Annotated in this window: 16 protein-coding genes; 9 read left to right on the top strand and 7 right to left on the bottom strand. The window is 66.4% G+C overall.

Annotated features, from left to right (window positions below):
- Positions 1-22 precede the first annotated feature (22 nt).
- Entirely contained in the window at positions 23-1,207 is a 1,185-nt protein-coding gene (locus tag ACW7G0_RS00330; RefSeq protein ID WP_456986907.1) for a PQQ-dependent sugar dehydrogenase, read from the top strand.
- On the opposite strand, the gene ACW7G0_RS00325 is transcribed toward ACW7G0_RS00330, so the two are convergent.
- A complete protein-coding gene (locus tag ACW7G0_RS00325; protein ID WP_456986906.1) occupies positions 1,204-1,977 on the bottom strand; it encodes an N-acetylmuramoyl-L-alanine amidase in 774 nt (257 codons plus the stop codon). The two genes, ACW7G0_RS00330 and ACW7G0_RS00325, sit on opposite strands and share 4 nt — an antisense overlap.
- Before the next feature lie 80 nt (positions 1,978-2,057).
- Between ACW7G0_RS00325 and ACW7G0_RS00320 the strand changes: the two genes are divergently transcribed.
- Positions 2,058-3,425 (top strand): APC family permease, encoded by a 1,368-nt coding sequence (locus ACW7G0_RS00320; RefSeq protein WP_456986904.1) that lies wholly within the window; start codon positions 2,058-2,060, stop codon positions 3,423-3,425.
- A 36-nt stretch (positions 3,426-3,461) separates the two neighbouring features.
- On the opposite strand, the gene ACW7G0_RS00315 is transcribed toward ACW7G0_RS00320, so the two are convergent.
- From ACW7G0_RS00315 to ACW7G0_RS00300, 4 genes are all read right to left on the bottom strand, one after another.
- Positions 3,462-12,143 (bottom strand): GH36-type glycosyl hydrolase domain-containing protein, encoded by an 8,682-nt coding sequence (locus ACW7G0_RS00315; RefSeq protein ID WP_456986902.1) that lies wholly within the window; start codon positions 12,141-12,143, stop codon positions 3,462-3,464.
- A gap of 291 nt (positions 12,144-12,434) precedes the next feature.
- The gene (locus ACW7G0_RS00310) at positions 12,435-13,286 is read right to left on the bottom strand and encodes a TSCPD domain-containing protein (protein ID WP_456962520.1); all 852 of its coding nucleotides are present in this window, start codon (positions 13,284-13,286) and stop codon (positions 12,435-12,437) included.
- 77 nt (positions 13,287-13,363) lie between these two features.
- Complete coding sequence (locus ACW7G0_RS00305) at positions 13,364-13,960, bottom strand: histone H1-like repetitive region-containing protein (protein WP_456986900.1); 597 nt, start codon at positions 13,958-13,960, stop codon at positions 13,364-13,366.
- A 145-nt stretch (positions 13,961-14,105) separates the two neighbouring features.
- Positions 14,106-17,420 (bottom strand): LAGLIDADG family homing endonuclease, encoded by a 3,315-nt coding sequence (locus ACW7G0_RS00300; RefSeq protein ID WP_456986898.1) that lies wholly within the window; start codon positions 17,418-17,420, stop codon positions 14,106-14,108.
- A 390-nt stretch (positions 17,421-17,810) separates the two neighbouring features.
- Here ACW7G0_RS00300 and ACW7G0_RS00295 point away from each other — a divergent pair, with 390 nt between their 5' ends.
- The 7 genes from ACW7G0_RS00295 to ACW7G0_RS00265 are packed head-to-tail and all read left to right on the top strand — an operon-like array spanning position 17,811 to position 24,072.
- The gene (locus ACW7G0_RS00295) at positions 17,811-19,250 is read left to right on the top strand and encodes a Do family serine endopeptidase (protein ID WP_456986897.1); all 1,440 of its coding nucleotides are present in this window, start codon (positions 17,811-17,813) and stop codon (positions 19,248-19,250) included.
- A gap of 32 nt (positions 19,251-19,282) precedes the next feature.
- Positions 19,283-19,669: a hypothetical protein gene (locus ACW7G0_RS00290; RefSeq protein WP_456962524.1), complete on the top strand. Its 387-nt coding sequence runs from the start codon at positions 19,283-19,285 to the stop codon at positions 19,667-19,669.
- Positions 19,670-19,678: 9 nt separating this feature from the next.
- The gene (locus ACW7G0_RS00285; RefSeq protein ID WP_456986895.1) at positions 19,679-20,338 is read left to right on the top strand and encodes a phage holin family protein; all 660 of its coding nucleotides are present in this window, start codon (positions 19,679-19,681) and stop codon (positions 20,336-20,338) included.
- A gap of 57 nt (positions 20,339-20,395) precedes the next feature.
- The gene (locus ACW7G0_RS00280) at positions 20,396-20,833 is read left to right on the top strand and encodes a hypothetical protein (protein ID WP_456986894.1); all 438 of its coding nucleotides are present in this window, start codon (positions 20,396-20,398) and stop codon (positions 20,831-20,833) included.
- Positions 20,830-21,969, top strand: coding sequence for an AI-2E family transporter (locus ACW7G0_RS00275; RefSeq protein WP_456986892.1), 1,140 nt, complete (start codon positions 20,830-20,832; stop codon positions 21,967-21,969). Before ACW7G0_RS00280 ends, ACW7G0_RS00275 begins: the two co-directional genes overlap by 4 nt.
- A complete protein-coding gene (locus ACW7G0_RS00270) occupies positions 21,962-22,696 on the top strand; it encodes an HAD family hydrolase (RefSeq protein WP_456986891.1) in 735 nt (244 codons plus the stop codon). The genes ACW7G0_RS00275 and ACW7G0_RS00270 overlap by 8 nt, the downstream gene beginning before the upstream one ends.
- Positions 22,693-24,072, top strand: coding sequence for a leucyl aminopeptidase family protein (locus tag ACW7G0_RS00265; RefSeq protein ID WP_456986889.1), 1,380 nt, complete (start codon positions 22,693-22,695; stop codon positions 24,070-24,072). Before ACW7G0_RS00270 ends, ACW7G0_RS00265 begins: the two co-directional genes overlap by 4 nt.
- An 11-nt stretch (positions 24,073-24,083) precedes the next feature.
- Here the strand turns inward: ACW7G0_RS00265 and ACW7G0_RS00260 are convergent, their stop codons facing one another.
- Together ACW7G0_RS00260 and ACW7G0_RS00255 are read right to left on the bottom strand one after the other, a co-directional pair.
- Entirely contained in the window at positions 24,084-24,686 is a 603-nt protein-coding gene (locus ACW7G0_RS00260; RefSeq protein WP_456962530.1) for a response regulator, read from the bottom strand.
- On the bottom strand, positions 24,683-25,960 hold the full coding sequence (locus ACW7G0_RS00255) for a sensor histidine kinase (RefSeq protein ID WP_456989397.1): 1,278 nt from the start codon (positions 25,958-25,960) through the stop codon (positions 24,683-24,685). The genes ACW7G0_RS00260 and ACW7G0_RS00255 overlap by 4 nt, the downstream gene beginning before the upstream one ends.
- Positions 25,961-25,986 lie beyond the last annotated feature (26 nt).

The following is a 25,986-nucleotide window of genomic DNA, read 5'->3' as shown; positions in this document are numbered from 1 at the left end:
TCGACCCATGCGCATGCGTTTGATGGCAACCTTGTCCGTGGCACTGCTTTCCGCGTGCCATCCCGCCGATGGCATCAGCACACCGACCGAGCCGCAGGGTGTCGACACGATGACAACGGCCGACGGCGACGCGCTTGCCGTCACCGCCATCGCGCACTTCAACGCCCCCTGGGCCATGACCTTCCTGCCCGACGGGAACCGGTTGCTGGTCACCGAGAAAGGCGGCGCGCTGAAGCTGGTGCAACTGGACAGCGGCGAGGTCGGCCAGATCAGCGGCGTACCCGACGTGGTTGACGAGGGCCAGGGCGGGCTGGGCGACGTGATTCTCGGTCCCGACTTCCCCGACAGCCAACAGGTCTATCTGAGTTATGCCGAGGCCGGCAAGGGCGATACCAGTGGCGCCGCGGTGGCGCGTGCGAAGCTGGTGCTCGACCAGCAAGGTGGCGGCAAGCTGACCGGGCTGGAAGTGATCTGGCGCCAGGTGCCCAAGGTGCAGGGCCACGGTCATTACGGCCATCGGCTGGCGTTCGGCCCCGACGGCTATCTGTGGATCAGCTCGGGCGAGCGCCAGAAGTTCGATCCGGCGCAGAACCTGCAATCCACTCTCGGCAAGATCGTCCGTCTCAACGCCGACGGCAGCGTCCCGAAAGACAACCCGTTCGCCGACCAGGGCGAGGTTGCAGCTCAGGTCTGGTCACTGGGCCACCGCAACCCGCTCGGCATCGCCTTTGATGCGGAAGGCCAGTTGTGGAACATCGAGATGGGCCCGAGCGGCGGCGACGAGCTCAACCAGGTCGTGCGCGGCGGCAACTATGGCTACCCGATCGTCTCCAACGGCGATCACTACGACGGTCGACCGATCCCCGACCACGACACCCAGCCCGAGTACAACGCACCGGAAATCAGCTGGACCCCGGTGATCTCGCCGGCCAGCCTGGTCATCTACTCCGGCGACGCCTTCCCACACTGGCAAGGTGATGCGTTCATCGCCGGGCTTTCGGCCGCGGCGCTGATCCGGGTCGAGTTGACGCCGGGCGATGTGCGCGAGGCGGAGCGGTTCGACATGGACACACGCATCCGCGAAGTCGAGCAAGGCCCGGCGGGCAACCTGTGGTTGCTGGAGGATGGCAAGGACGGCCGACTGTTGCGCCTGAGTCCCGTCGTGGACATTACGGAAACGGCGACGTCGGAGGTCCCGACGCCTTAGTCCGGCAGGCCGGCTGGGGTGGGCCGCACCGGAGCGTCCATCAGTTGCAACTGCAGGTCGTACAGGATTTCGGCATCGCCCGGCAGCCAGTCGGTGCCGTCGTTGGCGCGGAAGTGGCGGTGAAAGGCAGCCAGTGCGGCCGACCGGTCCCGCAGGTCGTAACCCACCAGGCGCAACGCGGCCCAAGGATCAAATCCGGGGGGTGGCGCGGCAAGCCGGTCCCGGGGCCACAAGCCAAACCCCGATTCCGCCAGGCGCTGCCAGGGGAAGAGCCGGCTGGGATCGTCCTTTTTGGTGGGCGCGACGTCACCGTGACCCACCACCAGGTGGCGCTGGATCCCCAGCCGCGTGGTGAGATCTTCCAGCAACACCAGCAATGCATCGATCTGCGGCGCGCTGAAAGGCTCATGGCCGTTGTTGTCCAGCTCGATGCCGATCGAATAGGAGTTGAGGTCGCTGATCCCGGACCAGCGGCTGCCGCCCGCGTGCCAGGCCCGTTGATCCTCGGCGACCAGTTGGTAGATCCGCCCGTCGTCGCCAATCACATAGTGCGAACTCACGGGGCCACCGGAATTGGCCGTCTGCAACGTCGTTATCGCGCCCCGGGCGGTGTCCATCGCCGTGTGATGCAGCACGATCACCCGGGCCCGGCGTGGCTCGTGGTTCGGCGAGCCCTCCCATTGCGCGAGCGGGTTGTGGCTGGGAACACTGGCGCAAGCGCCCAGAAACCCAAGCAGCGTTGCGGCAATGACCGCCCGACAAGTCTTCATGTATACAGGCATGGATCTACGGTAAGCCAAACCGGTGATCACGGCGAGTGACGTACTGCATGGACGCTCGCGGCGCGTTCATGCACTCTTGGGCATCGCCAACCGATGTGGAGAGCGTTTTGCAAAGCACGCCATCAAACCGCTCCACCGCCATACCGCCCGGTCCGGGCGAGCAACCCGAATTGCTGCGCGCCGTAGGCCGCTGGCAGCTGTTCGGGCTGTCGGTCAACGACGTGATCGGCAGCGGCATCTACCTGCTGCCCGCCGCCGCGGCCCTGCTGCTCGGGCCGGCCAGTCTCTGGGCGATCCTGCTGGCCGGGCTGGCAGTGTCGCTGCTGGTGCTTTGCTACGCACAAGCCTCCAGCTACTTTGACCAACCCGGCGGCGGCTATCTGTACGCACGTGAAGCGTTCGGGCCGTTCGTTGGTTTCGAGATCGGCTGGATGCTGGTGCTGACCCGCATTGCCAGCGCCGCCGCACTCAGCAATGGCCTGGCCGAAGCGGTCACCCACTTCTGGCCCGCCGCGGCAAGTGGTTCGACGCGGATCGGGATCGTGGTCGGCTCCTTGGTGTTCCTGGTGGTCGTCAACGTGGTGGGCGTGCGCACCGCCGCGCGCACCGGGGTGCTGCTGGCGATTGCCAAGCTGCTGCCGCTGCTGATGTTCGTGGCGATCGGTGCGTTCTACGTCGACACCTCGCTGGCCTCGCCAATGGCCGGCCCGATTCCCTTGGCCGACTTGGGCGAGGCCGCACTGCTGCTGCTGTTTGCCTACGCCGGGTTCGAGAACCTGCCTGCGGCCGCTGGCGAGTACCGCAACCCCCGCCGCGACGTGCCATTTGCGCTACTGGCGATGATCATCACCGTCACCCTGGTGTATGTCGCGGTGCAGTGGGTCGCGCTGGGCACCCTGCCGGGGCTGGGCGAATCCACGGCCCCGTTGGCCGATGCTGCGGCGCGCTTCGGCGGCGAGCGTCTGGCGTGGCTGCTGACCATCGGCGCGGCGATCTCCATCCTGGGCACCAACAGCAACACGATCATGTTTGGTCCGCGCTACCTGCTGGCACTGGCCGATGACGGCTATGGCCCGAAGGCACTGGGCAGGATCCACCCACGGTTCCGCACTCCGGCCAACGCTGTGGTGGCGATCGGCGTGGTGTCGCTGGTGCTGGCACTGACCGGCTCGTTCGTGGAGTTGGCACTGCTGTCGGTGGTGGCCCGGCTGGTCACCTACATCGGCACCGCGCTGTCGGTGATCGTGTTGCGCCGCCGTCATGGCAACGAGCCGCAGGCCATGCGGTTGCCGGGCGGCGTGTTGATCCCGGTGGCGGCGACGGCACTGTCGGTGGCGTTGCTGGCCAGTGCCAAGCTGGAAAACCTGATCGCCGGCGCCATCGCGATACTGATCGGCGCGGTGATCTATCACTTCCGCCGCAAACCGGCGCCATAGAGCAGGCGCACCGATCCACCGGCTGCAGCCGGCTTGTCACCGCTGCAGCCAGACCTCGACGACGTGGGTTTCGCGATCATCGCGCAGTTCGATTACCAACTGGTCCTGTGTCACGCCGTCGACCGTCATCCGCGATGGCTCGCCGGCTCCGGCACGTCGCACGGTGATCGGGTAGCTGGTCTCGCCGAATCGATAGCGCAACGTGAAGCCCGGCCAATCTGATGGCATGCGCGGCTCGATGTGTAGCTGCCGCCCTTCCCTGCGTACGCCGAGCAACGACTCCACCATCAACCGGTACATCCAGCCGGCCGAGCCGGTATACCAGGTCCAGCCGCCACGGCCGACATGCGGGGCGACCGCATACACGTCCGCGGCCATGACATAGGGCTCCACCTTGTACACCGCCACGTCTTCAGCGGTGCCGGTGTGGCTGAGCGGGCTGATCATACGCATCAGCTCCCACGCCCGCTCGGTGTCACCCATCTGTGCAAACGCCATCGCCGCCCACACGGCGGAGTGGGTGTACTGGCCGCCGTTCTCACGCACCCCGGGCACATAGCCACGGATGTAGCCGGGATCCTGCACCGTCTTGTCGAACGGTGGATCCAGCAGCTGGATCAGGCCGGCATCGCGGCGCACCAGGTATTGGTCCAGCGAGGCCATGGCTCGACGCGTGCGCTCCGGATCGCCAGCGCCCGACAACACCGCCCAGCTTTGCGATATCGAATCGATCCGGCACTCGTCGCTGCTGGCCGAGCCCAGCGGCACGCCGTTGTCGAACCATGCGCGCCGGTACCAGTCGCCGTCCCAGGCGTGCTTGTCGAGGTTCCCGCGCAACTGCTCGGCGGCCACGACACAGTCGCGGGCAAAGCCATCGTCGTGTCTTGCTTCCGCCAGGGTCGCAAACTGGACCAACACTTGGTGCAGGAAGAAGCCCAGCCAGACGCTCTCGCCGCGGCCGCGCTCGCCCACCCGGTTCATGCCGTCGTTCCAGTCGCCGGTCGCCATCAGCGGCAAGCCGCGCTCGCCGGTCAACTCCAGCCCGCGCTTGATCGCGCGCACGCAATGCCGGTACAGGTCCTGTCGCAACGCCGAGCGTAGCGGCAGGTCGTAGTAGGACTCCTCGTCGATGCCGACCGGGCGGCCCTCGATGTAGGGCACGACCTCGTCGAGTACGTCGGCATCGCCGGTCGCTTCCACGTAGCGGCACACCGCCAACGGCAGCCACAGGTAATCATCCGAGCATCGCGTGCGCACGCCGCGATCCAGCGGCGGATGCCACCAGTGCAGCACGTCGCCATCGGGAAACTGGTGGGCCGCGCTGCGTAGCAGGTGCCCGCGGGCAAGGTCCGGCTCGGCATGCACCATCGCCATGGAATCCTGCAACTGGTCTCTGAAACCGAAGGCGCCGCCGGACTGGTAGTAGCCGCTGCGCGCCATGAACCGGCAGCCGATGGTCTGGTACAACAGCCAGCCGTTGGCGAGCACGTCAAAGGCCGGGTCCGGCGTCCCCACCTGGATCGTGCCCAGGGTCCGGTTCCAGTACATCCGCACCGCATCCAGTGCATCGTGTGCCGGGTCCGTGCCACGGGTGCGGGTTGCCAACGCCACCGCAGCACCCCAATCACTTCCCATGCCCAGCCGGAATACCGTTTCACTGGCTTCGCCGGCGCCCAACTCAAGGACCACCTGGATCGCCGCGCACGGATCCAGTCCCGCGCCCAACCGGCCTGACAGCCGCTCGCGCTGCAGCGCGGCGGGACGTTGCAGGCTGCCATTGCGACCCAGGAACTCCAGACGGTCGCCGGTGATGGTCCGTTCTCCGGCCACCGGATCGACATCAAAGAACGCCACCCGGCCTTCGAATTCCGTGTTGTAGGGATTGCGCGCCGTCAGCACCCCGGTATCGCCATCCACCTCGGTCACCACGTGCATCTGGGTCTTGGCGTGGAGGTCGCCGAGGATCCATTCGACGTAGCCGGTAGCGCTCAGCCGGCGTGGCCGGCCGGAGCGGTTGGCGACCCTGAGCACGCTGTACTTGACCGCCTCGTGCAGGTCGACATAGATCCACAGCTCACTGGCGATGCCATCGTTGACGTGCTCGTACACGCTGTAGCCAAAGCCGTGCCGGGTCCGGAACTGGCCGCTGCCGCGACAGGGCAGCGGCATCGGGGACCAGACCCGGCCGGTGTCCTCGTCGCGCAGGTAGAACGCCTCGCCCGCAGCGTCGGTGACCGGGTCGTTGTGCCACGGTGTCAGCCGGAACTCGTGGGCGTTCTCGCTCCAGGTGTAGCCCGGAGAGCTCTCGCTCACCACGCAGCCGAAGTGGGCATTGGCAAGCACGTTCGACCAGGGCGCCGTGGTCGTCTGGTCGGGAGCCAGGTCGATGATGTACTCGCTCCCGTCCGGCGAGAAACCACCGATGCCATTGTCGAGGATCCGGGTCGACGCGCCGACGTCGAATGGCCAGGGATCTTCGTCCCGCCCGACCATCGGCTCGCTGCCGCCGTCCTGACCGGGTGGCCAGGCATTATCGGCGTCCACCAGCTCGTACTGGATCGGTGCCGGCACCAGCAACGGGATCGCCGGCACCGCACTCGGGCGCCGAGCCAGTTGCTCCGACAGACTGCCGCGCGCATCACTGAGGATTACCCGTGCGACCGACTGGACCAGGATGCGGTCCTCCTGCGATATCTGGTGGGTCGGTCGCACGAAGATGCCGCCCGGCCGGTCAATCACGTGCGCCTCCACGCCCGCCGCGACCAGACCCAGGATCTGGTCCTGCAGTTGCTGGCGGTAACCGGCCTGGTCCTCGTTCCAGATCACCAGGTCGACGGCAAGCCCCTTCAAGCGCCAGTACGCATGCGCGTGGACCAACTGGCGGACCAGCTCGATGTTGGCCGCCTCGGCGATCTGCAGCAGCACCACCGGGTAATCACCGGAGATCGATTGCCCCCATAGCCCGGACTGGCCACGACGGTTCTGCAGCAACACCGCCTGGCCTGCCCGCAGGATCGGGTTCGCATACAGCACCAGGCCCGCCAAGCGCTCGTACAGTTGGGCGTCGGCCTGGCTGGCATTGATCTGGTTGCGGACCACCTGGCTGTGGGTCCAGGCGAGGTCGAACACGCGGTCCGCCAGGCGCCGGTCGCGATACTTGCCCACCAGGGCTGCGCAACTCGAGCGCGTGGTCGCCACCCCGGAGACCATATCGATGCTGGCGGTCTGCCCCGGCGCGAGGGTCAACCGGCAGCGGATGGCAACGATCGGATCCAGCACCGAGCCGTCACTGCCCGACAATTCGTCGTGCGCGGTCATCGCCGCCGGAGACTGCAGGCTGTTGCCACGGCCGACGAACTTCGCCCGATCCGTCTCATAGGAAATCGCGTCGATATCGGCATCGTGGACGGCCAGCAGATGGAACATCCACGGCGGGACTTCGTCGTGGGCGCGCGGGCGCCGGGTGCAGACAATGGCCTGCTTGTCGGGTACCAGCTCGGTCTGCACGAACAGGTTGCTGAAGGCGGGGTGCAGCTCGTCGGAAATCGCCGGCGCCAGCACCACTTCGGCGTAGCTGGTGATCTCGACACTGCGGGCCACGCCGGCCCGGTTGGTGATCCGCAACCGACGCAACTCGATATCGTCCTCGGGCGAGACGGTGATCTGGGTATGCATCTCGAAGTCGCGCATGCGGCCGCGGTACTCGGCCTTGGCGTCCGAGAAAATCGCCTCGTAACCCTCCACCGACACCCGACTGGGCTGGAAGGCGGTCGACCAGAAGTGGCCATCGGCCACGTCGCGCACATAGCAAAAACTGCCCCAGTGGTCGCGGGTCCCATCTTCGCGCCAACGCGTCACGGCCATCTCGCCGGCCCGGCTATAACCGCCGCCCGCGCTGCTCAGCATCACGTGATAACGCCCGTTGGACAGGATCTGCACCGCCGGACGCGCCACGTCCGGACTGCGGAACACCCGCAACTGGGTCTCATTGACCTCGGTACGCAGCCCGGCGGTGGCGACCTCGCCCGCGTGGGGATGGAGCATCCCGGTGCGCGGAATCCGCTCCTGCAGCAGCAACAAGGTCGCCTGGAACTCCGGGTCGGCCATGAAGCGCGTCTGCATCGGCTGGTCGCACAACAAATACACCAGCGACAACAAGCCCATGCCCTGGTGGTGCGCCATGAATGACTGCACCACCGCATGGTCCTGCCCCGGCGGCAGGCGCGAGGTGGTGTAGTCGATGGCCTCGTAGAGCCCGAACCGACCGGCAAATCCCTTGCGGGTCAGTCGCTGCAGGTTCTCGCAGGCCGCCTCGGGCGCAACCATCAACGCCATCATGCTGGCGTAGGGAGCGATGACCAGATCCTGGGCGAGGCCGCGCTTCAGCCCCAGTCCCGGCACGCCAAAGGCGCGGTACTGGTAGTTCATGCGCACGTCGAACAGTTGGTAGCCCGACTCGGAGATACCCCAGGGGACATTGCGCTGGCGACCGTATCCGATTTGCCGTTCAACGCAATTGCGCGCGGTCTGGTCAAGCAAGGTGCCGCGGTAGCTGGGCATCACCAGTTGCGGCATCAGGTACTCGAACATCGAGCCACTCCACGACAGCAAGGTCGGCTCGCCGTCGACCTCGGTCAGCAAACGACCCAGCGCGAACCACGATTCCTGTGGCAACTGTCCCTGGGCGATGGTGACGAAGTTGCCCAAGCGCGCCTCGGACGCAAGCAGGTCGTAGAAGCCGATATCACGCCGCTGCTCTTCGACGTTGTAGCCAATCGACAGCAGGCGCCGGGCGGGGTCGTACAGGAAGCCATACTCCTGCTGCGCGCACTGGCCGGCGACGTGGGCCAGTCGCTCCAGTTCGGTGATCCGCAACCTTGCCCTGGTCGCCGCCACCGGCAGGTCGCTGGCGGCCAACTGGCGCAAGGTCGGGATCCCTTTCACCGCGGCGGCATCGCTTTGGTCGGTGTCTGCCGTTGCCGCCAGCCAGGCCAGGTCGTCGGACACCATCCGGCACTGGTCCATCAATGCCTGGACCCAGTCGCCGGACTCGCCAAACCCGGCGGTCTGGTCGCGCCGGATGTCATCGCCAAGCTGGTGCAAGCGATCAAACAACCGCGCCGCTTCGGCCAGCTCCACCGGCGGGGACGCCAACGCGGACTGCAGCACGCGCTCGAGGTTGTTGACCGTCTCGCCGCCGGGGATGTCGCCCTCGGACTCGCGCAACACGTCCAGGGTATCGACCAGTCCCTGCAACGCCATCGGCGACACCAGCGGCGCGTCCGCCAGCGCGAGCAAGCCCTGGCGCAAGGTCAACAGGTGTCCGGCGAGGTTGCCGCTGTCGACGCTGGATACGTAGTGCGGCGGCAACGGCTGCAATGTCTGGGTGTCGTACCAGTTGTAGAAGTGCCCGCGGTAGCGCGGCATCGATTCCAGCGTGCCCAGGGTGTTGGCACTGCGATCCATCACCACCCCCACCGGCACATAACCAAGATCAAAGGCTCCCAGGTTGGCCAGCAGCGACAGTCCGATGTTGGTCGGCGAGGTCCGTCGCGCGACCAGCAACGAAGGATGCTCTTGCACGTTGTCCGGTGGCAGCCAGTGGTCGTCGCGGGTGACATGGGTGGAGAAGAACTCCCAGGTCCGCCGCGCCAGGCGGCGCAGGAAGCGTGTCTGCTCCTGCGACAACACGGCCACCTCGTCGCGTCGCGGCCGCCCCAGCCACCACATCAGCACCGGCGACAGCAGCCACAAGCCCAGTACCGGCGATGCCACCGGAAATGCCGCCGGTTGAAGCACCAGCACCGCCAGCGCAACGGCGACCGCGAAGACCGGGGCGAACCACATCATGCGCACGGTGGTTACCCAGCCATCGCCAAGCGAGCGATCCACTTCGGCGGACGGACTCCATTGCAACAACCGGCGTCGCGACAACCCGGTACGCCATAGCGTGCGGGTGATCGCATCCAGGCTGAAGAATGCCTCGTAGGGCAAGCAGGCCACTGTCAGTGGCGCATGGGCGAAGTTGCGCAAGCCATTGCTGGTCACGTGTCGCAAGTGTGCGTTCCACGGCAGGTCGGGCGCCCGGCTGGCCAGCTCGATAAGCGAGGCCAGCAGCGGCGGCACCACCACGATCAGCAACACCCACAATGTCCACGCCACCGCGTTGGGTCCCAACAGCCAACCCAGTACCAGCAACGCCGTCATCGCCGCTGGCACCAGGCTGCGTCGCAGGTTGTCGACCAGTTTTCCTCGCGACAGCATCGACAGCGGATTGCGCTCGATGCGCCCGCCACCCCGACGCATCCAGGGACAGATCCAGGGCAGCAGCTGCCAGTCGCCGCGGATCCAGCGATGCCGCCGCTTCACATCGGCCGCATAGCGCGAGGGATAATCCTCGTAAAGCTGCACATCGCTGACCAGACCGGCACGCGAGTAACAGCCCTCCAGCAGGTCATGACTCAGGACCCGGTTGTCCGGGATCCGACCGGCCAGCGCCGTGTCGAACGCGTCGATGTCGTAGATGCCCTTGCCGACAAACGAGCCTTCACTGAAAAGATCCTGGTAGACGTCCGACACCGCCCGCGTGTACGGATCGATGCCCGGCTCGCTGCCAAAAAATCGCGCATACCAGGACCGCGCCTGCCCACTCATGCTGATGCCCACGCGCGGCTGCAGGATTCCATAGCCGCGGGTCACCACCCCGCGCTTGCCGTCGAACTGGGCGCGGTTGAGCGGGTGGGCCAGGGTGCCGACCAGCTTGCGTGCGGCATCACGCGGCAAGCCGGTGTCGGTATCCAGAGTGATCACATAGCGCACGTTGCCCAACGCCGCGGTGTTGCCCACGACGCTGATGAAGCAGTCGCGCGCGCCGCCGCGCAGGTAGGCATTCAGGGCCGCCAGCTTGCCGCGCTTGCGCTCATGGCCCATCCACCGACGTTCGCGCGGATTCCACTGCCGCGGCCGGTGGAACAGGAAGAAGATGTCGTCGTCACCAACGGCGTAACGCTCATTGAGCGATGCGATTTCATCGCGCGCGGCCTGCAGCAAGGCGGCGTCCTGTGGCAGCGTCTGCTGGTCGGCGTCGAAGAAGTCGGTCAACAACGCAAAGTGCAAATTGGGGTCGCGATTGGCCAGGAAACGCACTTCCAGTGCCTCGGCAAGATCCGCCACCTGGGCCAGGTTGCCAAACATCGTCGGCACCGCCACCAGGGTTCGTGCCGAAGTCGGGATGCCCCGCGAGTAATCCAGCCGCGGCAGCATGGTCGGGGTCGCCAGCAAAGTGCTGGCCCAGTTGACCAGAGCGACGCCCAGCTCGCTGAAGGCAATCACACACAACACGCCGACCAGCCACGCAAAGCCGATGCCCGGCAATGCCGACTGCGCCTCCAGCACCAGCCCGTTGGTGAAGAATGCAACGATCAGTGCAATCGGCAAGGTGTACGCCAACAGCGGTACCCGGCGGGCCGTTTTGCGCATCGAGCCGCGCACGCCGTAACGGGCAGACAGCGCCGCCTCCAGTGACGGGCGCCCGTCATCGACCAGGTAATAGCCGACATGGGCCCGGATGTCGTCGGCATTGGTTTGCGCCGCCTGGGCGCGGGCAAGTTGCAGTGCTTTTTGGGCCACGTCGATCTCGTCCAGCCCGCCGCGTCGCGCGATCTGCTCGGTGATATGCCGATAGCGGTCGCGGGTGGCAAAGTCCATCAGCCCATAGGTGCCGTTGGGATCCTTGCGCAAGGTGCGCTCCACCACGCTCATCGTCTCGACGAACTCCTGCCAGTCCAGTCGTGACAGGAATCGCAGGCTGCCAATGGCGTTGCTCACCGACACCTGGTCGGCGGCCTGGTTCTGGTTCTCCACCTGCACCATCTGTTCGATGGTCTGGTCACTGTCGGCCGCCCACTGCTCCACCCAGGTCAGTGCCAGCGCCAACGCGGAACTGCGCCCCTGCAGGCGACGGGCGAACTCGGCCACGAAGGGCGTGGCCAGCGGCGGGTCGGAACGCGCCATGTCGGCGATCACCAGCATCAGGCTCTTGGGATCGGACGCGGCGATCTCGGTCAACCGGTCCGCCCACAGATCGGCGAGGTTACGGTCGCTACGGTCGGCCATGATGCCCGCGCTGACCCGCCGCAGGCTTTCAATCAGCGCCAGGCGCAGCATGATGGGGATCGCCCACAACTCGCCCAGCGTGAGCGGGGTTACCGACTGATAGGCCGCCACGAAACGGCTCAGGCTCTCCGCGTCGATAAGGCCGTCGCTGTGCGAGACCGCATTGAGCGCAATGTCGTATACGCGAGGAAGGCCAGCCGAGGCGCCACTGCCCAGTCGCGGCAATTCACGGCTGTAGCCCCGGGGCAGATGCCGCCGCGCCAACGCGATCTGTTCCTCGATCAGGTAGATGTTGTCGAGCAACCAGTCGCCGGCGGGCGTCAGCCGGCGGCTTGCCTGGGCTGCCTCGGTAAGCGTGTCGCAGGTGCGCTCGAGTATCTGCTGGTTATCAGTCAGTCGCTCCAGCAGCAGGTCGGCGTGGCGCTGCTCACTGACCTGGTGGCTGGCCGCCAATTCGCGGCCATGACGCTCCATACGTTCGGCACTGAACAACTGCCCGCGCAGCGGTGGCTCGCCAGACGCAACCGGCGCGGCTCGGAAACGACGCGTGATGGCATCCAACACGCCTCGTCCCTTGCCCGCCAACGCGCGTTGATCTGTCATTGACCTGCATGTCCCGGCAACCCGCGCCAATCACGCGTCCGGTCATGCTGGCACCAGCGGCACCAAGGCCTCGTGAAACGGGCAAGCCGTCATACCCCTCTCTACCGTCATCCCCGCGAAAGCGGGGATCCAGCGACCTTGCTGTTCACGCGCCTGACGTCCTTGGGTTCCCGCCTTCGCGGGAACGACGACAGTTGCCTAGACATCCCCCTTCAGGGCCGCAGGGCTTCGCTCGGGATCGCCTTGAGCTGATCACACAAGCGGCCCTTTTTCATCGCGTCGGCTATTGGCTCAGCCGCACTTGGAGTAGCCGCAATTCAGGCAGGTCGCGCAGCCATCCATGATCACCACCGCCTTGGCGCTGCATTTGTGGCACATCGATGCGGTGGGCGGGAATGACACCCCGCCATCGCCGGTGACAGAGACGTCTTCGGCACGCGCCGGGGCACTGATGCGCGGTTCGGGAAACAGCTCGCCGCTGTGGTCATCGCGTGCCGGGACGTCGCTGACCGCGTCGTGTCCGGCGTTTGCGCTCAGGTCAGAGTTTTTTTTTGAGTCGAGCGCGGCGTAGGCGGCGCGCTTCTCGGCGATCATCGCGCGTTGCTCGTCACTCATTTCCGGGTCGTGAAGCAGGCCGATCGATTTCAGGTGCTCCTCGACGATGCAGCCCAACTCGGCGACCAGGGAAGGCATGTAGACGCCACCGGCCTTGAAGTAGCCGCCCTTGGGGTCGAACACCGCCTTCATCTCGTCGACCAGGAAGGTCACGTCGCCGCCCTTGCGGAACACCGCGGACATGATCCGGGTCAGCGCCACGATCCACTGGAAGTGGTCCATGTTCTTGGAGTTGATGAAAATCTCGAACGGGCGGCGTTGCTCATGCTCGTTGCCGGCGTTGAGGACGATGTCGTTGATGGTCACGTACAGCGCGTGCTCGAACAGCGGCGTCTTGAGCTTGTAGGTCGAGCCGATGAGGGTCTCGGGACGCTCGATCTTCTCGTGCATCTGGATGACATTGGTGCCTGGCTTTGCGGCGCTGGCCGCCTCGCGAGCGGCGGCATCGGACTTCACCACCTCCTGTGCCTTCTCATCGGCGGTGACGACGCTGTAACCGGTGATTTTATGTTCGATCTTCATGGCCATCGGCCAACTCCTGGTGCGTTGCTGCCTGGTTCGGGTACATCCGGCCCGGCCTCCCGCGAGGAGAGGCCGGGCACGGCTTATCGTTTCTTTGCTGTGGTTCTGGGTGCTGCGGTCTTCTTGCTCACGACGGCTTTGGTGGCTGGCGCTTTGCTGGCGACGACTTTCCTGGTTGTGGCTTTCTTCGCAGGCGCCTTCTTGGCGACGGACTTCTTGACGGCAGCCTTGCTGGTCGCCGACTTCTTTGCGACCGGCTTGCTGGCCGACGATTTCTTTGCGGCCGCCTTCTTGACGGCGGACTTCTTGACGACAGCCTTCTTGGCCACGGCTTTTTTTGCGACAGGTTTGCTGGTCGTCTTCGCGGTCGCCTTCTTCGCGGTTACCTTCTTGACTGGCGCCTTTTTTGACGCTGCCTTCTTCGTGGCCGCTTTTTTACCCGAGGCGGACCTGCGTGCCAGCGCCTCCTTCTTTGCCTCGGCGCTGGCCTTGGCCAACTTCTTCTTGGTGTTGTCCACGCCACTGCTGGCGGCCTTGCGTACGCGGCTGGCGCTGCTACGGACCTTCGCCACAGCCGCCTCGGCCGTAGTGGCCACCGTGGCGGCAAGATTGCCGGCGGTTTGCCTTGCGGTGTCGGCTGCCTGGGAAAGGGTTTTTGTCACTCCATTACCGTTGCTCATGTGCCCTCCTGACGGGCGTCTTGCTGGCTTGTCGGGTAACCCATTAGAACCTCGTGTTGCCACGCGATCGTATACCCGGGACGGGTGCAAGACACCATGAATTCGTGTCGCGTCCCGTCAACCAGCCAGCATCCACAACCACCCGCTAGAACTTGCCGTAATACCCTTCCTTCAAGGCATCGAACAGATTGGCAGCGGAGTGCATTTCGCCATCGTATTCAATCTCCTGGTTGCCCTTGGCCTCCACCACGGTTCCGTCTTCCAGCTCGAAGCGGTAGGTGGTGCTTTCCAAGTCTGCTTCCTTGACCAGCACGCCCTGGAAGGCGGCCGGGTTGAAGCGAAACGTGGTGCAGCCCTTCAGACCTTGCGCGTGGGCGTAGGTGTAGATCTCCTTGAAGTCCTCGTACGGATAATCGGTCGGGACGTTGGCGGTCTTGGAGATCGAGCTGTCGACCCACTTCTGCGCGGCGGCCTGGACGTCGACGTGCTGCTTGGGAGTGACGTCGTCGGCAGCGATGAAATAGTCTGGCAGCCGCGTTTCCGGCTCATCGGAGAACGGCATCGCAGCCGGGTTCACCAACGCGCGGTAGGCCAGCAGTTCGAACGAAAACACGTCGACCTTCTCCTTGGACTTCTTGCCCTCGCGGATCACGTTGCGGCTGTAGTGATGGGCGAAGCTGGGCTCGATGCCGTTGGAGGCGTTGTTGGCCAGCGACAGCGAGATGGTGCCGGTCGGGGCAATCGAGCTGTGATGGGTGAAGCGCGAACCGACCTCGGCCAGCTCGGCCACCAACTCCGGGGCGACTTCGGCGACGCGCTGCATGTAGCGCGAGTACTTCGCATGCAACACCTTGCCCGCCACGTCCTGGCCGATCTTCCAGCCATCGCTGACCATTTCCGGGCGCTTTCGCAGCATCTCCGCGTCGACCTTGAAGGTCTCGTCCATGATCGGCGCCGGGCCCTTCTCCTTCGCCAGCTCCAGGCCCATCTCCCAGCCGGCCACCGCCATCTCGCGGGCGATCTGCTCGGTGAATTCGCACGACTCGGCCGAGCCGTACTTCATCTGCAACATGGTCACCGTCGAACCCAGACCAAGGAAGCCCATGCCGTGGCGGCGCTTGCGCAGGATCTCGTTGCGCTGTTTCTCCAGCGGCAGGCCGTTGATCTCGACCACGTTGTCGAGCATGCGGGTGAACACGCGCACCACTTCCTTGTACTCGTCCCAATCGAACGCCGCCTGGTCGGTGAACGCGTTGCGCACGAACTTGGTCAGGTTGACCGAGCCCAGCAGGCAGGCGCCGTAGGCGGGAAGTGGCTGCTCGCCGCAATTGTGCGCATGCAGGCCGTTGCCATCGAACGTGTTGATGCCGGGCACCTGTACGTCGTAGACGTCTTCGATACCGTCAGCGCTGAGCGCCTCCACAGTCGCGACGAAGCGCGAGCGGTTGAGCGCGCGGCGGTAGCCGGACAAAGCGCCGGACAACCGCGCGGCCTTGTTGCTGTCGGCGAAACCAATCAGCTCGGCATACCGGGCCAGCGCCTCACCGCTGATGACCAGCTCATGCTGGGCACGCGTGGCGTATTCGGCGCTGCCGCCGCGACCATCAGGAAGCGTTGCCGAGCCGGCCGCGCGACGATCACGATAGATGGTGGACGGCACACCCAAGCGCAGCAGCATGCGCTGCACCGCTTCCAGCCGCGGCAAGTCTGATTGCGCCAGCCGTACCGAGACACCCTTGTCCTGCGTGCCCTGCACCGAGCCGTCGGCATCGAAGAACCCGCGCAGGAAGCCGCGGTAGGCGTCACTGGAGGCCCGCTCGAGCGCCGGGGTGATCGCCTTGTCAGCGGCCGACATGCCGAAGTCGTGGGCAAGGTCGCGCAATGCGGCCGACTTCAGCCGCCATTCGCTGCGCCCGGCCACCGCTGACCAGCCGGCGAAGTCGGCGCGATGCGGCAGCGTCCGCGCGCAACGCTCGGCCTCCTGCATCAACGCCCGGGTACCGCTGCCGACCTGCGCGGCCGGCCCGTTGGCCTGCGCCGCGGCGGACCACACCGACAGCACCGCGGCTTCGGGCTTGAGGGTGCCGTCGCCGACCAGCAGACCGAGCAGGTAGCCGCGCTCCTGGTCGAGCTCGCCGGCCCACTGGGCATTGCCTCGGTGGTCGTTGAGCAACACCTGGTCGCCGGCGACCAGATCGCCGGCCGCGCACCATTCGGTGTCGACGCTCCATCGGGTCAGGCGCGACACGCGGCGTACCCGGTGGTCGGCGGTCAGGCGCAGCCGATGGCCCTCGCGGGTCTGCAGCGCCAGCACCGGCTTGGTCGCGGTGCGGAAGAAGCCTTCGTCGGTGGTCGCATGATCAACGCCATCGACGCGCGCCTCGAAGCGCTGGCCGACCAGCTCCTGCACCTGGCGCGGCCCGGCAGAGGTCTGGATCCAGGTATCGGCGGTCACACAAGGATTGGTCGCGCGGATGTCCTCGCACCACCAGTTGTTGTTCATCTCGTTGACGCGGTCGATCAGGATGAAGCCCGGCTCGGCGTAGTCGTAGGTGGACACCATGATCATGTCCCACAGGTGACGGGCCTTGATGTGGCCGTAGATCTTGCAGGCCACCAGACCGTCGTCGCGGACGACATAGTTGCGATGGGTCGGCCACTCGCGCCATACCACCTGCGCGGCGTCGTCCAGGTCGACTTCGGCTTTTTCCTTGACATGCACCGGGAACACCAGCGGCCAGTCGTGGTCGGCGGCCACCGCTTCCATGAAGCCGTCGGTGATCAGCAGCGACAGGTTGAACTGGCGCAGCCGACCGTCCTCGCGCTTGGCACGGATGAAGTCCTTCACGTCCGGGTGCGACACGTCGAAGGTGCCCATCTGCGCGCCGCGGCGACCGCCGGCGGACGACACCGTGAAACACATCTTGTCGTAGATATCCATGAACGACATCGGCCCGGACGTGTACGCACCGGCGCCAGCCACGAACGCACCGCGCGGGCGCAGGGTCGAGAACTCGTAACCGATGCCGCAACCGGCCTTGAGCGTGAGGCCGGCCTCGTGGACCTTCTCCAGGATGCCGTCCATCGAGTCTTCGATCGTGCCCGAGACGGTGCAGTTGATCGTGCTGGTCGCCGGCTTGTGTTCCAGCGCGCCGGCATTGGAGGTGATGCGGCCGGCCGGGATCGCCCCGCGGCGCAGCGCCCAGGTGAAACGCTCGTTCCAGTAGTGCTGCAACTCGGCGGTCGGCTCGGTCCCGGCCAGGGCCTTGGCCACGCGCCGATAGGTGGCGTCGATGTCGGCATCAACCGCCATGCCATCCTTGGTCATCAGCCGGTACTTCTTGTCCCAGATATCCAGGGACGCCGACTGCATCGGAATGTCCTTTCTGGCCACGTCCCTGCCTGCCTGGTCGTTGTTGGGGGTGTCGATATTCACTGCCTCGAGGCGCACCGTACTCATGCTTGCCTTGTCTCCTGGTGATGGTCGCCGTTGCGGGCGCTCGCACTTGCGATCGTGGGCCCGACAGGCAACGCCACCGAGCCCGCGGCAACCGTGCCAGCAGTGCATATTGATGGAATTTCTTGTCGGGTGCTGAACATGGCTAACCCCTAATGCTTGGGTTGCTGGCGCTGGGTAAACCACAACATGTTGTGTCCCAGGCGGAGGTTCAAGCTACCTCCGGACCGGCGGCAAGTCAACGCTTCTTCTGCGACACGGAACCCTGTAGTGGGCCCTTGGCAAAGCGCGCCTGACACCGCCAGGGGCGGACTTTATCGAAGATTCAATGCGATTGCGTCACACTTGGCCGCTTGCTGCCGATATCGTGTTTGAGGAACCCGCATGCGGACCATGGCGACTTCGACAAAAACCCTGCTCGCGCTGGCCCTGGCGGCGTGTTTCGGCGGATTTGTAGCCACCGCGGTCATGCTTGGCGCGCGTGCCCCGGCGCTTGCGTCACCCGTGGCGCCGGCGCCGATTGCAACGCCAACGGTCGCGGCGTTGCCAACCGCGGTGGCCGGCCAGCCCCTGCCCTCGCTGGCGCCGATGCTGGCACAGGTGACCCCGGCCGTGGTCAGCGTGCAGACCAAACACCGGGTGCGCATCCGCAGTCCGTTTGCGAACGACCCGCTGTTCCAGCGGATGTTCCCGCATGTCCCGCGCGAGCGGATCGAGCGGTCGCTGGGTTCCGGGGTCATCGTCGATGCCGCGCGCGGATTGGTGTTGACCAACCACCATGTGATCGAGGGCGCCGAGCAGGTCACCGTTACGCTCGCCGACGGTCGCACCCTGGAAGCCGAGTTTGTCGGCTCCGATCCGGATACCGACGTGGCGGTGATGAAGATCCCCGCACAAGACCTGCAGCAGGTCGCGCTGGCCGATTCTGCCGACTTGCGGGTCGGCGATTTCGTGGTCGCGGTCGGCAACCCGTTTGGTATCGGCCAGACCGTCACCTCCGGGATCGTCTCCGCGGTCGGACGCAGTGGCTTGCGGGGCCTGGGCTACCAGAACTTCATCCAGACCGATGCGTCCATCAATCCGGGCAACTCCGGCGGCGCACTGGTCAACCTGCGCGGCGAGCTGGTCGGCATCAACACCGCCAGCTTCAACCCGCGCGGCAGCATGGCGGGCAACATCGGCCTCGGGTTTGCGATCCCGGCCAACCTGGCCCGCAACGTGATGAACCAGTTGGTCACCACCGGCGAGGTGCGCCGCGGAACCTTCGGGGCGGATGCACAGGACGTCGATGCGCGCCTGGCCGAAGCGCTGGACCTGGAGGATCCTCGTGGCGCGCTGGTAACCCGGGTGTTCGAGGGCTCGGCGGCCGCGGCCGCGGGGCTGCAGCCCGGGGATGTGATCCTTTCGGCCAACGATGAGCGGATCGACAGCCGCGATGCGCTGCGCAATTTCGAGGGCTTGCAGGCAATCGGCAGCCAGGTGGTGCTGGGCATCCATCGCGACGGCAAGCCATTGCAGGTGACCGCGACCCTGCGTGAACAGCCGACCACGTTGACCGGGGTGGACCTGGACCCGCGCTTGGGCGGCGCGGTATTCAGCGAACTGCCCGAGCGACTGCGCCAGTCGGGCATATCCGGGGTGCGGGTGGAGTCGGTTGCCGGCGGCAGCCGGGCGGCCCGCAACGGCCTGCGTGTGGGCGATGTCGTGGTGGCCAGCGGCAGTGGAGAATTCGACAACCTGTCTGGCTTCCGCGCGGGCTTCACACCGACTCCGGCACAGTTGGCGCTGCAGATCGTGCGCGGCAATCGGCGTGGCATCCTGCCGATGCAGTGACCCGACAACCACCCCAACCCTGGAGTACCCGAATGAGCCCCACCGACACCACACCGAACCCCGGCCTGTCATCGCAGAATTTCAAGAGCCATCTGGGCGAAGCCGGAAGCCACCTGAAGCAGGCAGCGCACGACAGCGGCGAAGCCATCAAGGGTGCCGCGAATGCTGCGGGCGACGAGCTCAAGCTCGGCCGGGCCCAGATCAAGTCGGAAATGGCCGACAGCGCCCTGGCGGGTATCGCCGCCGCGGAACAAGCGGGCGACGCGATGCGCGAGCAGGCCGACGTGCTGATGGACAAGGGACGTGACCTGATCGACAGCGCCGCCGAGTTGATCCGCGAACGCCCGATCGCCTCCTTCGGTGCTGCCTTTGCCGCCGGCTGGATCATCTCCAAGCTTGGCCGCAGCAACGACAGGTAGCCCCGGGGCATGTCCGGAACCGCCGAGCCGGGCGACCAGCAATCGCCTCCCATGGACGACGCTTCCCGCGAATCGATGCGGGAGCGGCTTCACACGCGCGCCGCAAAGGACGACGCACGCGCGGACGATGCCGACTCGGATCATGTCGACCCCGATCAGGTCGAGCCCGACCTGCTGGAGGCGATCCGCCAGCTCGGACTCACCGGGCGGGCCAGCCTCGACGCTGCCGGCGCTACCGCCAAGTCGCTACGCTCACTGGTGGCCGCAGACGTCTCGCTGGCACGCAGCGCGTTGGGCCGGGCACTGGCATTTACAGGCGTCGCCATCGCCTTTGGCGGCTCGGCGTGGCTGCTGCTGATGACCACGCTGGTGGTCGTGCTCAAGGGGCCGGTGGGCATGTCGTGGGCGGTGGCGTTGTTGATTTCGGCACTATTCAGCCTGACGGTCACCGCGATTGCCGCGTGGATGGCCATGCGATATTTCGAACATACCCGGCTGCATGCCACGCGACGGCAGTTGGCACGGCTGGGGATCGGTGAACTGGCCGATTTCGCCCCCGATCCCGAATCGCCCGACTCGGCGCGCGAGGTCGTCCGGCAGCGGCTCCACGACCGACCCCGCGGCGAACCGGCAAAGGATGGGCAAGGCGTGTCGGTAACTCCGCCATGACACCGTCGATGGCAACACACTGACGGGAGTAAGCACCATGCAGGGGATTGCAGCGCCATGAGCTTCAACAAACTCATCAGCAAGGTTACGCAGGCCGAGAACGCCCTGGAGGCGAACGAGCGCCGCGTCGGCGCCGACTTGCGCCAGCTCAGGGACAGCTGGAAGTCGGCGTGGACACCCGGACGGATCGTGATTGCCGGACTGGCCGGCGGGTTCCTGGTGGGTCGCGGCGAACCATTGCGCAGCGCCGCCCGCAATGGTGGCGTGGTGCGAATCGTGTCGTTGCTGACCGGCCTGTTCGCCAGTACCACGGCGAACGCTGCCAGCCAGACGGCCGAGGATGCCGAACAGACGGCGCAGCGGGCCGTCGGTGTCGCGGCCGGAACCACCCCGGGTCCGGACACTGCGGCTGCCGCAAGCGAGCGGCTCGCCCACGACTTCCTGGAGCGCGCCGCGGCGGCAGCGCGACAGGCAGGCGGCGCCACAGGACCATGACCAACCAGACACCGGCGCCAGGTTCACCGGAGCCAGCCACCGGCGCGACGGTCGTCGGCGCCCACCCCGATCCGGCCGAACCCTCACTGTCGTCCGTGCGGCCACGCGCATCGGCCGCCCTGATGATCCTGGCCATCCTCGCGGTCGGCTTCACCTTGTGGGCGGCGCAAACGGTGGTATTGCCGATCCTGCTGGCGGTATTTTTCGCACTGATTGGCAATCCGATCATTCGCGGCTTGCGCAGGCTCTACATCCCGCGCGCGCTGGGGGCGCTGCTGGTCCTGGTGGGCGGCATGGCCGGCACCGCCGCGCTGGGCGTCCAATTGGTCGAGCCGGCCTCCGAATGGGCCCGGCAGGTCCCGCGCGAGCTGCGCCAGCTGGCACCCAAGCTGCGCGAGATGACCAAGCCGATGCAGGCCGCCAACGAGGCTGCCGCCGATATCGCCCGGGCCACCGACACCGGTGACGGCAAGCCGGTGCGCGTGGTCCGCACCGAAGTCAACAATCCCTACAAGGCTCTGACAACAACGCCGTTGATGCTGGCATCGGGGCTGGCGGTGGTGCTGCTGACGTTCTTCTTCATGGTCTACGGCGAGAACCTGCAACGCAATGCGATTTCATTGCTGCCCACGCGCCAGCAAAAGCGGGTCAGCGTGGAGATCATGCAATCCATGGAACGGGAGATCTCGCGCTACGTGCTGACCATCAGCTTGATCAACATCGCCGTCGGGCTGGCGCTGGCTGGCGCGTTGTACCTGCTGCAGGTGCCGCTGGCCGAAGCGCTGCTGTGGGGGACAATGGCCACTGTGCTCAACTTCGCCCCCTACGTCGGTCCGCTGATCGGCATCATCATCATGCTGATGATGGGGTTCGTCGCCTTTGACGAGTTGTGGATGTCGTTGCTGCCAGCCGGCATCTACCTGTTCCTGCATACCCTGGAAGGCCAGATCCTGACGCCGGTCGTGCTCGGCCGGCAGATGCGGCTGTCGCCCCTGGTATTGATCCTTGCGCTGATGGTCTTTGGCTCGCTGTGGGGAATCATCGGCTTGCTGCTGGCGGTACCGCTGCTGGTATGCGTGAAGATCGTGCTGGCCCGGATCGATGGCCTGGAAGGCTGGGCGAAGCTGCTTGAATAGCTTCCCGGTCCACGCCATTACCCTTGATCTAGACGACACGATCTGGCCGGTCATGCCGGCAATCGTCGGTGCCGAACTCGCGCTCGACGCCTGGCTGGTGAAGCACGCACCACGCGCCGCCCGCATGTGGCCGCTGGACGAGCGCCAACGACTGCGCGAGGTCGCCAACACCGAACGGCCGCACCTGGCCCATGACATGACCGCCCAGCGCCAGTGGATGCTGGAAAGAATGCTGGTGCTGGCAGGCGAGGATGTCGATCTGGCCACCGATGCGTATGCCGCCTACTTTGCCGCGCGTTGCGACGTCGACCACTATGCCGACAGCGTACCGGCGTTGGAGCGACTGGCGGCCAAACTGCCCCTGGCCGCGCTCAGCAACGGCAATGCCTGCTTGCACACGATCGGGCTGATGCACCTGTTCGCGTTCCAGTTGGGGGCACGCGAGCATGGCGCGGCCAAGCCGGCAGCGAGCATCTTCCACGCCGCCTGCGACCAGCTTGGCGTCGCGGCACAATACGTATTGCATGTCGGTGACGATCCCCGGATGGACGTCGTTGGCGCCCACCGCGCCGGTCTGCGTACCTGCTGGATCAACCGGCCCGATGCCTCTGGCAAGACCCGGTCCTGGCAGCGCAGCGACATCCGGCCCGACCTCGAATTTTCCACCCTTGCCGCATTGGCCGACTGGCTCGACGCGGCGCACCACCAGGACCCGATTTCCCCATGAGCGCAACCACCGGCTTCATCCATGCCAGCACGGCCACCGACACCCTCCCGCTGCATGTCATCGACCGCAGTCAGCTGACCGATTGGCTGTCGACGCAATCGGCGCAGACCGGTAGCTGGGTGGCGGCTAAAGGTTTCGACGCCGCACCCTGCACGGTGCTGGTGTTGCCGGGGACCGATGGCACGATCGCCGGGGCGGTGGCGGGCATCGGCGACCCACTGGATCCGGCCAGCTATGGCCACCTGCCACTCGGGTTGCCGGTACGCACGTTCCACCTTGCCGGGGATCATGAGCCCGCCGTCCTGGCCGCATTGCAACTGGGCTGGGGGCTTGGCGCCTACCGTTTCAACCGCTACAAGCAGCCCCTGCGCCAACCGGCGCTGTTGCAGGTCGACGGCGATGCCCAGGTGCATGACGCGCTGGCCGCCTGCGTGCGGGTGCGCGACCTGGTCAACACGCCATCCGAGCACATGGGCCCGGACCAGCTGGAGCAGGTCGCCTGCGAGATCGCCGAGCGCCACGGCGCGGCCATCGAGGTGGTCAGTGGCGAGGACTTGCTGGAGCAGAACTTCCCCGCGATCCACGCCGTCGGCCGCGCCAGCCACCGCGCACCCCGGTTGATCGCGCTGCGCTGGGGCGACCAGTCGCATCCCCACGTGGCCCTGGTCGGCAAGGGCGTGTGCTTCGACACCGGCGGCCTGGACCTGAAGGCTTCCGCCGGCATGCGCAACATGAAGAAAGACATGGGCGGCGCGGCGCACGCCATCGCACTGGCCGAATGGATCATGGCGCGCAAGCTGCCACTACGGATCACCCTGCTGGTGGCGGCGGTGGAAAACGCCATTGGCCCCGATGCCTTCCGCCCCGGCGAGGTGATCAGCACCCGCACCGGCATCAACGTGGAAATCGACAACACCGACGCCGAAGGCCGGCTGATCCTCGGCGACGCGCTCGCTTACGCCGGCGAGCAATCGCCGGAATTGCTGATCGACTTCGCGACCCTGACCGGTGCCGCCCGCGTGGCGCTTGGGCCCGACCTGCCGGCGCTGTACAGCAACGATGACGAGCTCGCCAACGCGTGGCTGGAAGCGGGCCGCCAGCACCGTGATCCGGTGTGGCGGATGCCGTTGTGGCGCCCGTACTGGCGCTACCTGACCAGTGACATCGCCGACATCGCCAACGCCGGCCCGTCCAGGATGGCCGGCAGCGTGACCGCCGCGTTGTACCTGGAGCGCTTCGTCCCCGCCGGGCAGAAGTGGGCCCACCTGGACGTCTACAGCTGGAACGACGCCGACCGTCCCGGCCACCCGCCGGGTGGCGAGGCGCAAGGGCTGCGTGCCGCGTTCGCGATGTTGCAGGCCCACACCGGGCGCTGATCGGCCGGGTGTTATAGCCAGCCCTTCTGCCGCGCCGAGCGGTACGCCTCGATGCGGTTGCCGGCACCGAGTTTGCCGATCGCCTCGGACAGGTAGTTGCGCACGGTGCCGTGCGAGAGCTGCAGTTGCGCGGCGATGTCGGTGGCCGGCATGCCCTCGCCGGCCAGCCGCAGCACCTGGCGTTCGCGATCATTGAGCGGGTCGGCCTCACTCCAGGCATCCAGCGCCAACTGCGGGTCGACCGCCCGGCCACCGCGATGCACCGTGCGCAGCGCCTGGGCGAGATCTTCGGCCGGCGCGTCCTTCAGCAGATACCCCGCCACGCCGGCGTCCAGCGCCCGACGCAGGAATCCGGCGCGGCCAAACGTGGTCACGATCACCACCTTGATCGGGAGCCCGTGGCGCTGGATGCGCTGGGCCAGCTCCAGCCCGGTCAGGCCCGGCATCTCGATATCGGTGACCAGCACGTCCGGCTGCAGGCGTTGCAACTCGCGCCACGCACTCTCACCGTCGGCGGTCGCACCGAGCACGTCTATGTCGGGCTCAAGCCCGAGCAGGGCCGCCAACGCGCCGCGCACCATCGCCTGGTCCTCGGCCAGCAGGATCCGGATCATGCGCTGCGTCCGCGGTCGGCGATCGCGGCATTCACGAGGCTGATGCCGGTTGTCGTGCCCCGTGCCGCCGGCGCGAAAGCCGTCCCGGCCGCGCTGGTGCCGTCATCCGCATGTGATTCGGCAGCGGCGGCACGCAACGGCGTCATCGGCACGCACACCCGCAGGCAGGTGCCGTCGCCCTTGGACGATTCCACTTCCAGCGTGCCGGCCAGCGCCGCAATCCGCTCGCGCATGCCGCTCAGGCCATTGCCTTCACGCACCCGGCCCTCGCGCACGACGCCACCGCGGCCGTTGTCGGCGATGTCCAGTTGCACGCCGCCATCGACCAGCGCAAACCGGACCCGTGCCTGGCTGGCATGGGCGTGGCGGCCAATGTTGGTGACCGCCTCGCGCAGCACCAGCGACAGCCCGCGCTCGATCTCCAGCGGCAGACCGGGCGGCGCGTCGTAGTCCAGATGCACGCCGGACGATTCCAGCAGCAGTCGCGCCGATGCCAGCTCCGCCGCCAGGTCGGTGGCGCGGATGCCGGTGACCGCGCTGCGCACTTCGGCCAGCGCATGGCGGGCGATGCGTTCGGCTTCCTCCACTTCGCGCCGCGAGACCGCGCTGTCGCGGTCGGCCAGCTTGCGCGACAGCTCCAGCTTCAAGGTGATCAACGACAGGGTATGGCCGAGCAGGTCGTGCAGATCGCGCCCGATGCGCTCACGCTCGGCGGTCGCGGCCAGCCGGCGCACCTCGTCGTGGGACAGCTTCAGTGCTGCGTCCTTCTCCTGGCTGATGTGTTCGACGTTGACGATGATGCCGATGATGAAGGTCAGCACCGGGATCCAGATCATCACCCGCAGCGGATAACCGATCCACCAGGCCAGCGCCCAGAACGCGGCATTCAGCAGCAGCAACTGGCCCAGGTAGCCCATTATGGTCCGGGTGCTGCCGTGCAGCATCACGCAGCCGAAGATGAAGTAGCTCAGCCCCGACGGATACACCGGTAACAACGCCATGCTCAGCGCGACCATGCCCAGCGCCGGGCGGTACGCGGTGCGCCGTGGCATCAGCAGAGTCAGCGCGAACAGCAGCAGGAACAGCGGGTACGAGGCCAGCGTCAACGCCGCCCACTGCCAGCTGAAACCGCCGCCAAAAAGCGGCGTCAGGAACACCCACACCGACCACAGCAGGTGAATCGCATGCAGCCACGGCGATTTGCCGCGCTGCAGTGCGATCGCCACCAGCGAGTCCGGCGCGGGCGACAACCACGCGGGCAGTGCGTTCCACATCACGAAGGCCTCCGGGTGATCACGGC

It is taken from the genome of Lysobacter sp. A286, assembly GCF_054052105.1.
The sequence above is the reverse complement of the archived record's forward strand: the minus strand, read 5'-3'. Positions and strand labels throughout refer to the sequence as shown.

Excerpts from the sequence above, each read along its gene's own strand:
- ACW7G0_RS00305 (WP_456986900.1), bottom strand. The coding sequence starts at position 13,960 with ATGAGCAACGGTAATGGAGTGACAAAAACCCTTTCCCAGGCAGCCGAC.
- ACW7G0_RS00290 (WP_456962524.1), top strand. The coding sequence starts at position 19,283 with ATGAGCCCCACCGACACCACACCGAACCCCGGCCTGTCATCGCAGAAT.
- ACW7G0_RS00285 (WP_456986895.1), top strand. The coding sequence starts at position 19,679 with ATGTCCGGAACCGCCGAGCCGGGCGACCAGCAATCGCCTCCCATGGAC.
- ACW7G0_RS00260 (WP_456962530.1), bottom strand. The coding sequence starts at position 24,686 with ATGATCCGGATCCTGCTGGCCGAGGACCAGGCGATGGTGCGCGGCGCG.
- ACW7G0_RS00275 (WP_456986892.1), top strand. The coding sequence starts at position 20,830 with ATGACCAACCAGACACCGGCGCCAGGTTCACCGGAGCCAGCCACCGGC.
- ACW7G0_RS00300 (WP_456986898.1), bottom strand. The coding sequence starts at position 17,420 with ATGAGTACGGTGCGCCTCGAGGCAGTGAATATCGACACCCCCAACAAC.
- ACW7G0_RS00255 (WP_456989397.1), bottom strand. The coding sequence starts at position 25,960 with ATGTGGAACGCACTGCCCGCGTGGTTGTCGCCCGCGCCGGACTCGCTG.
- ACW7G0_RS00325 (WP_456986906.1), bottom strand. The coding sequence starts at position 1,977 with ATGAAGACTTGTCGGGCGGTCATTGCCGCAACGCTGCTTGGGTTTCTG.
- ACW7G0_RS00280 (WP_456986894.1), top strand. The coding sequence starts at position 20,396 with ATGAGCTTCAACAAACTCATCAGCAAGGTTACGCAGGCCGAGAACGCC.
- ACW7G0_RS00330 (WP_456986907.1), top strand. The coding sequence starts at position 23 with ATGGCAACCTTGTCCGTGGCACTGCTTTCCGCGTGCCATCCCGCCGAT.
- ACW7G0_RS00295 (WP_456986897.1), top strand. The coding sequence starts at position 17,811 with ATGGCGACTTCGACAAAAACCCTGCTCGCGCTGGCCCTGGCGGCGTGT.
- ACW7G0_RS00310 (WP_456962520.1), bottom strand. The coding sequence starts at position 13,286 with ATGGCCATGAAGATCGAACATAAAATCACCGGTTACAGCGTCGTCACC.
- ACW7G0_RS00265 (WP_456986889.1), top strand. The coding sequence starts at position 22,693 with ATGAGCGCAACCACCGGCTTCATCCATGCCAGCACGGCCACCGACACC.
- ACW7G0_RS00315 (WP_456986902.1), bottom strand. The coding sequence starts at position 12,143 with ATGACAGATCAACGCGCGTTGGCGGGCAAGGGACGAGGCGTGTTGGAT.
- ACW7G0_RS00320 (WP_456986904.1), top strand. The coding sequence starts at position 2,058 with ATGCACTCTTGGGCATCGCCAACCGATGTGGAGAGCGTTTTGCAAAGC.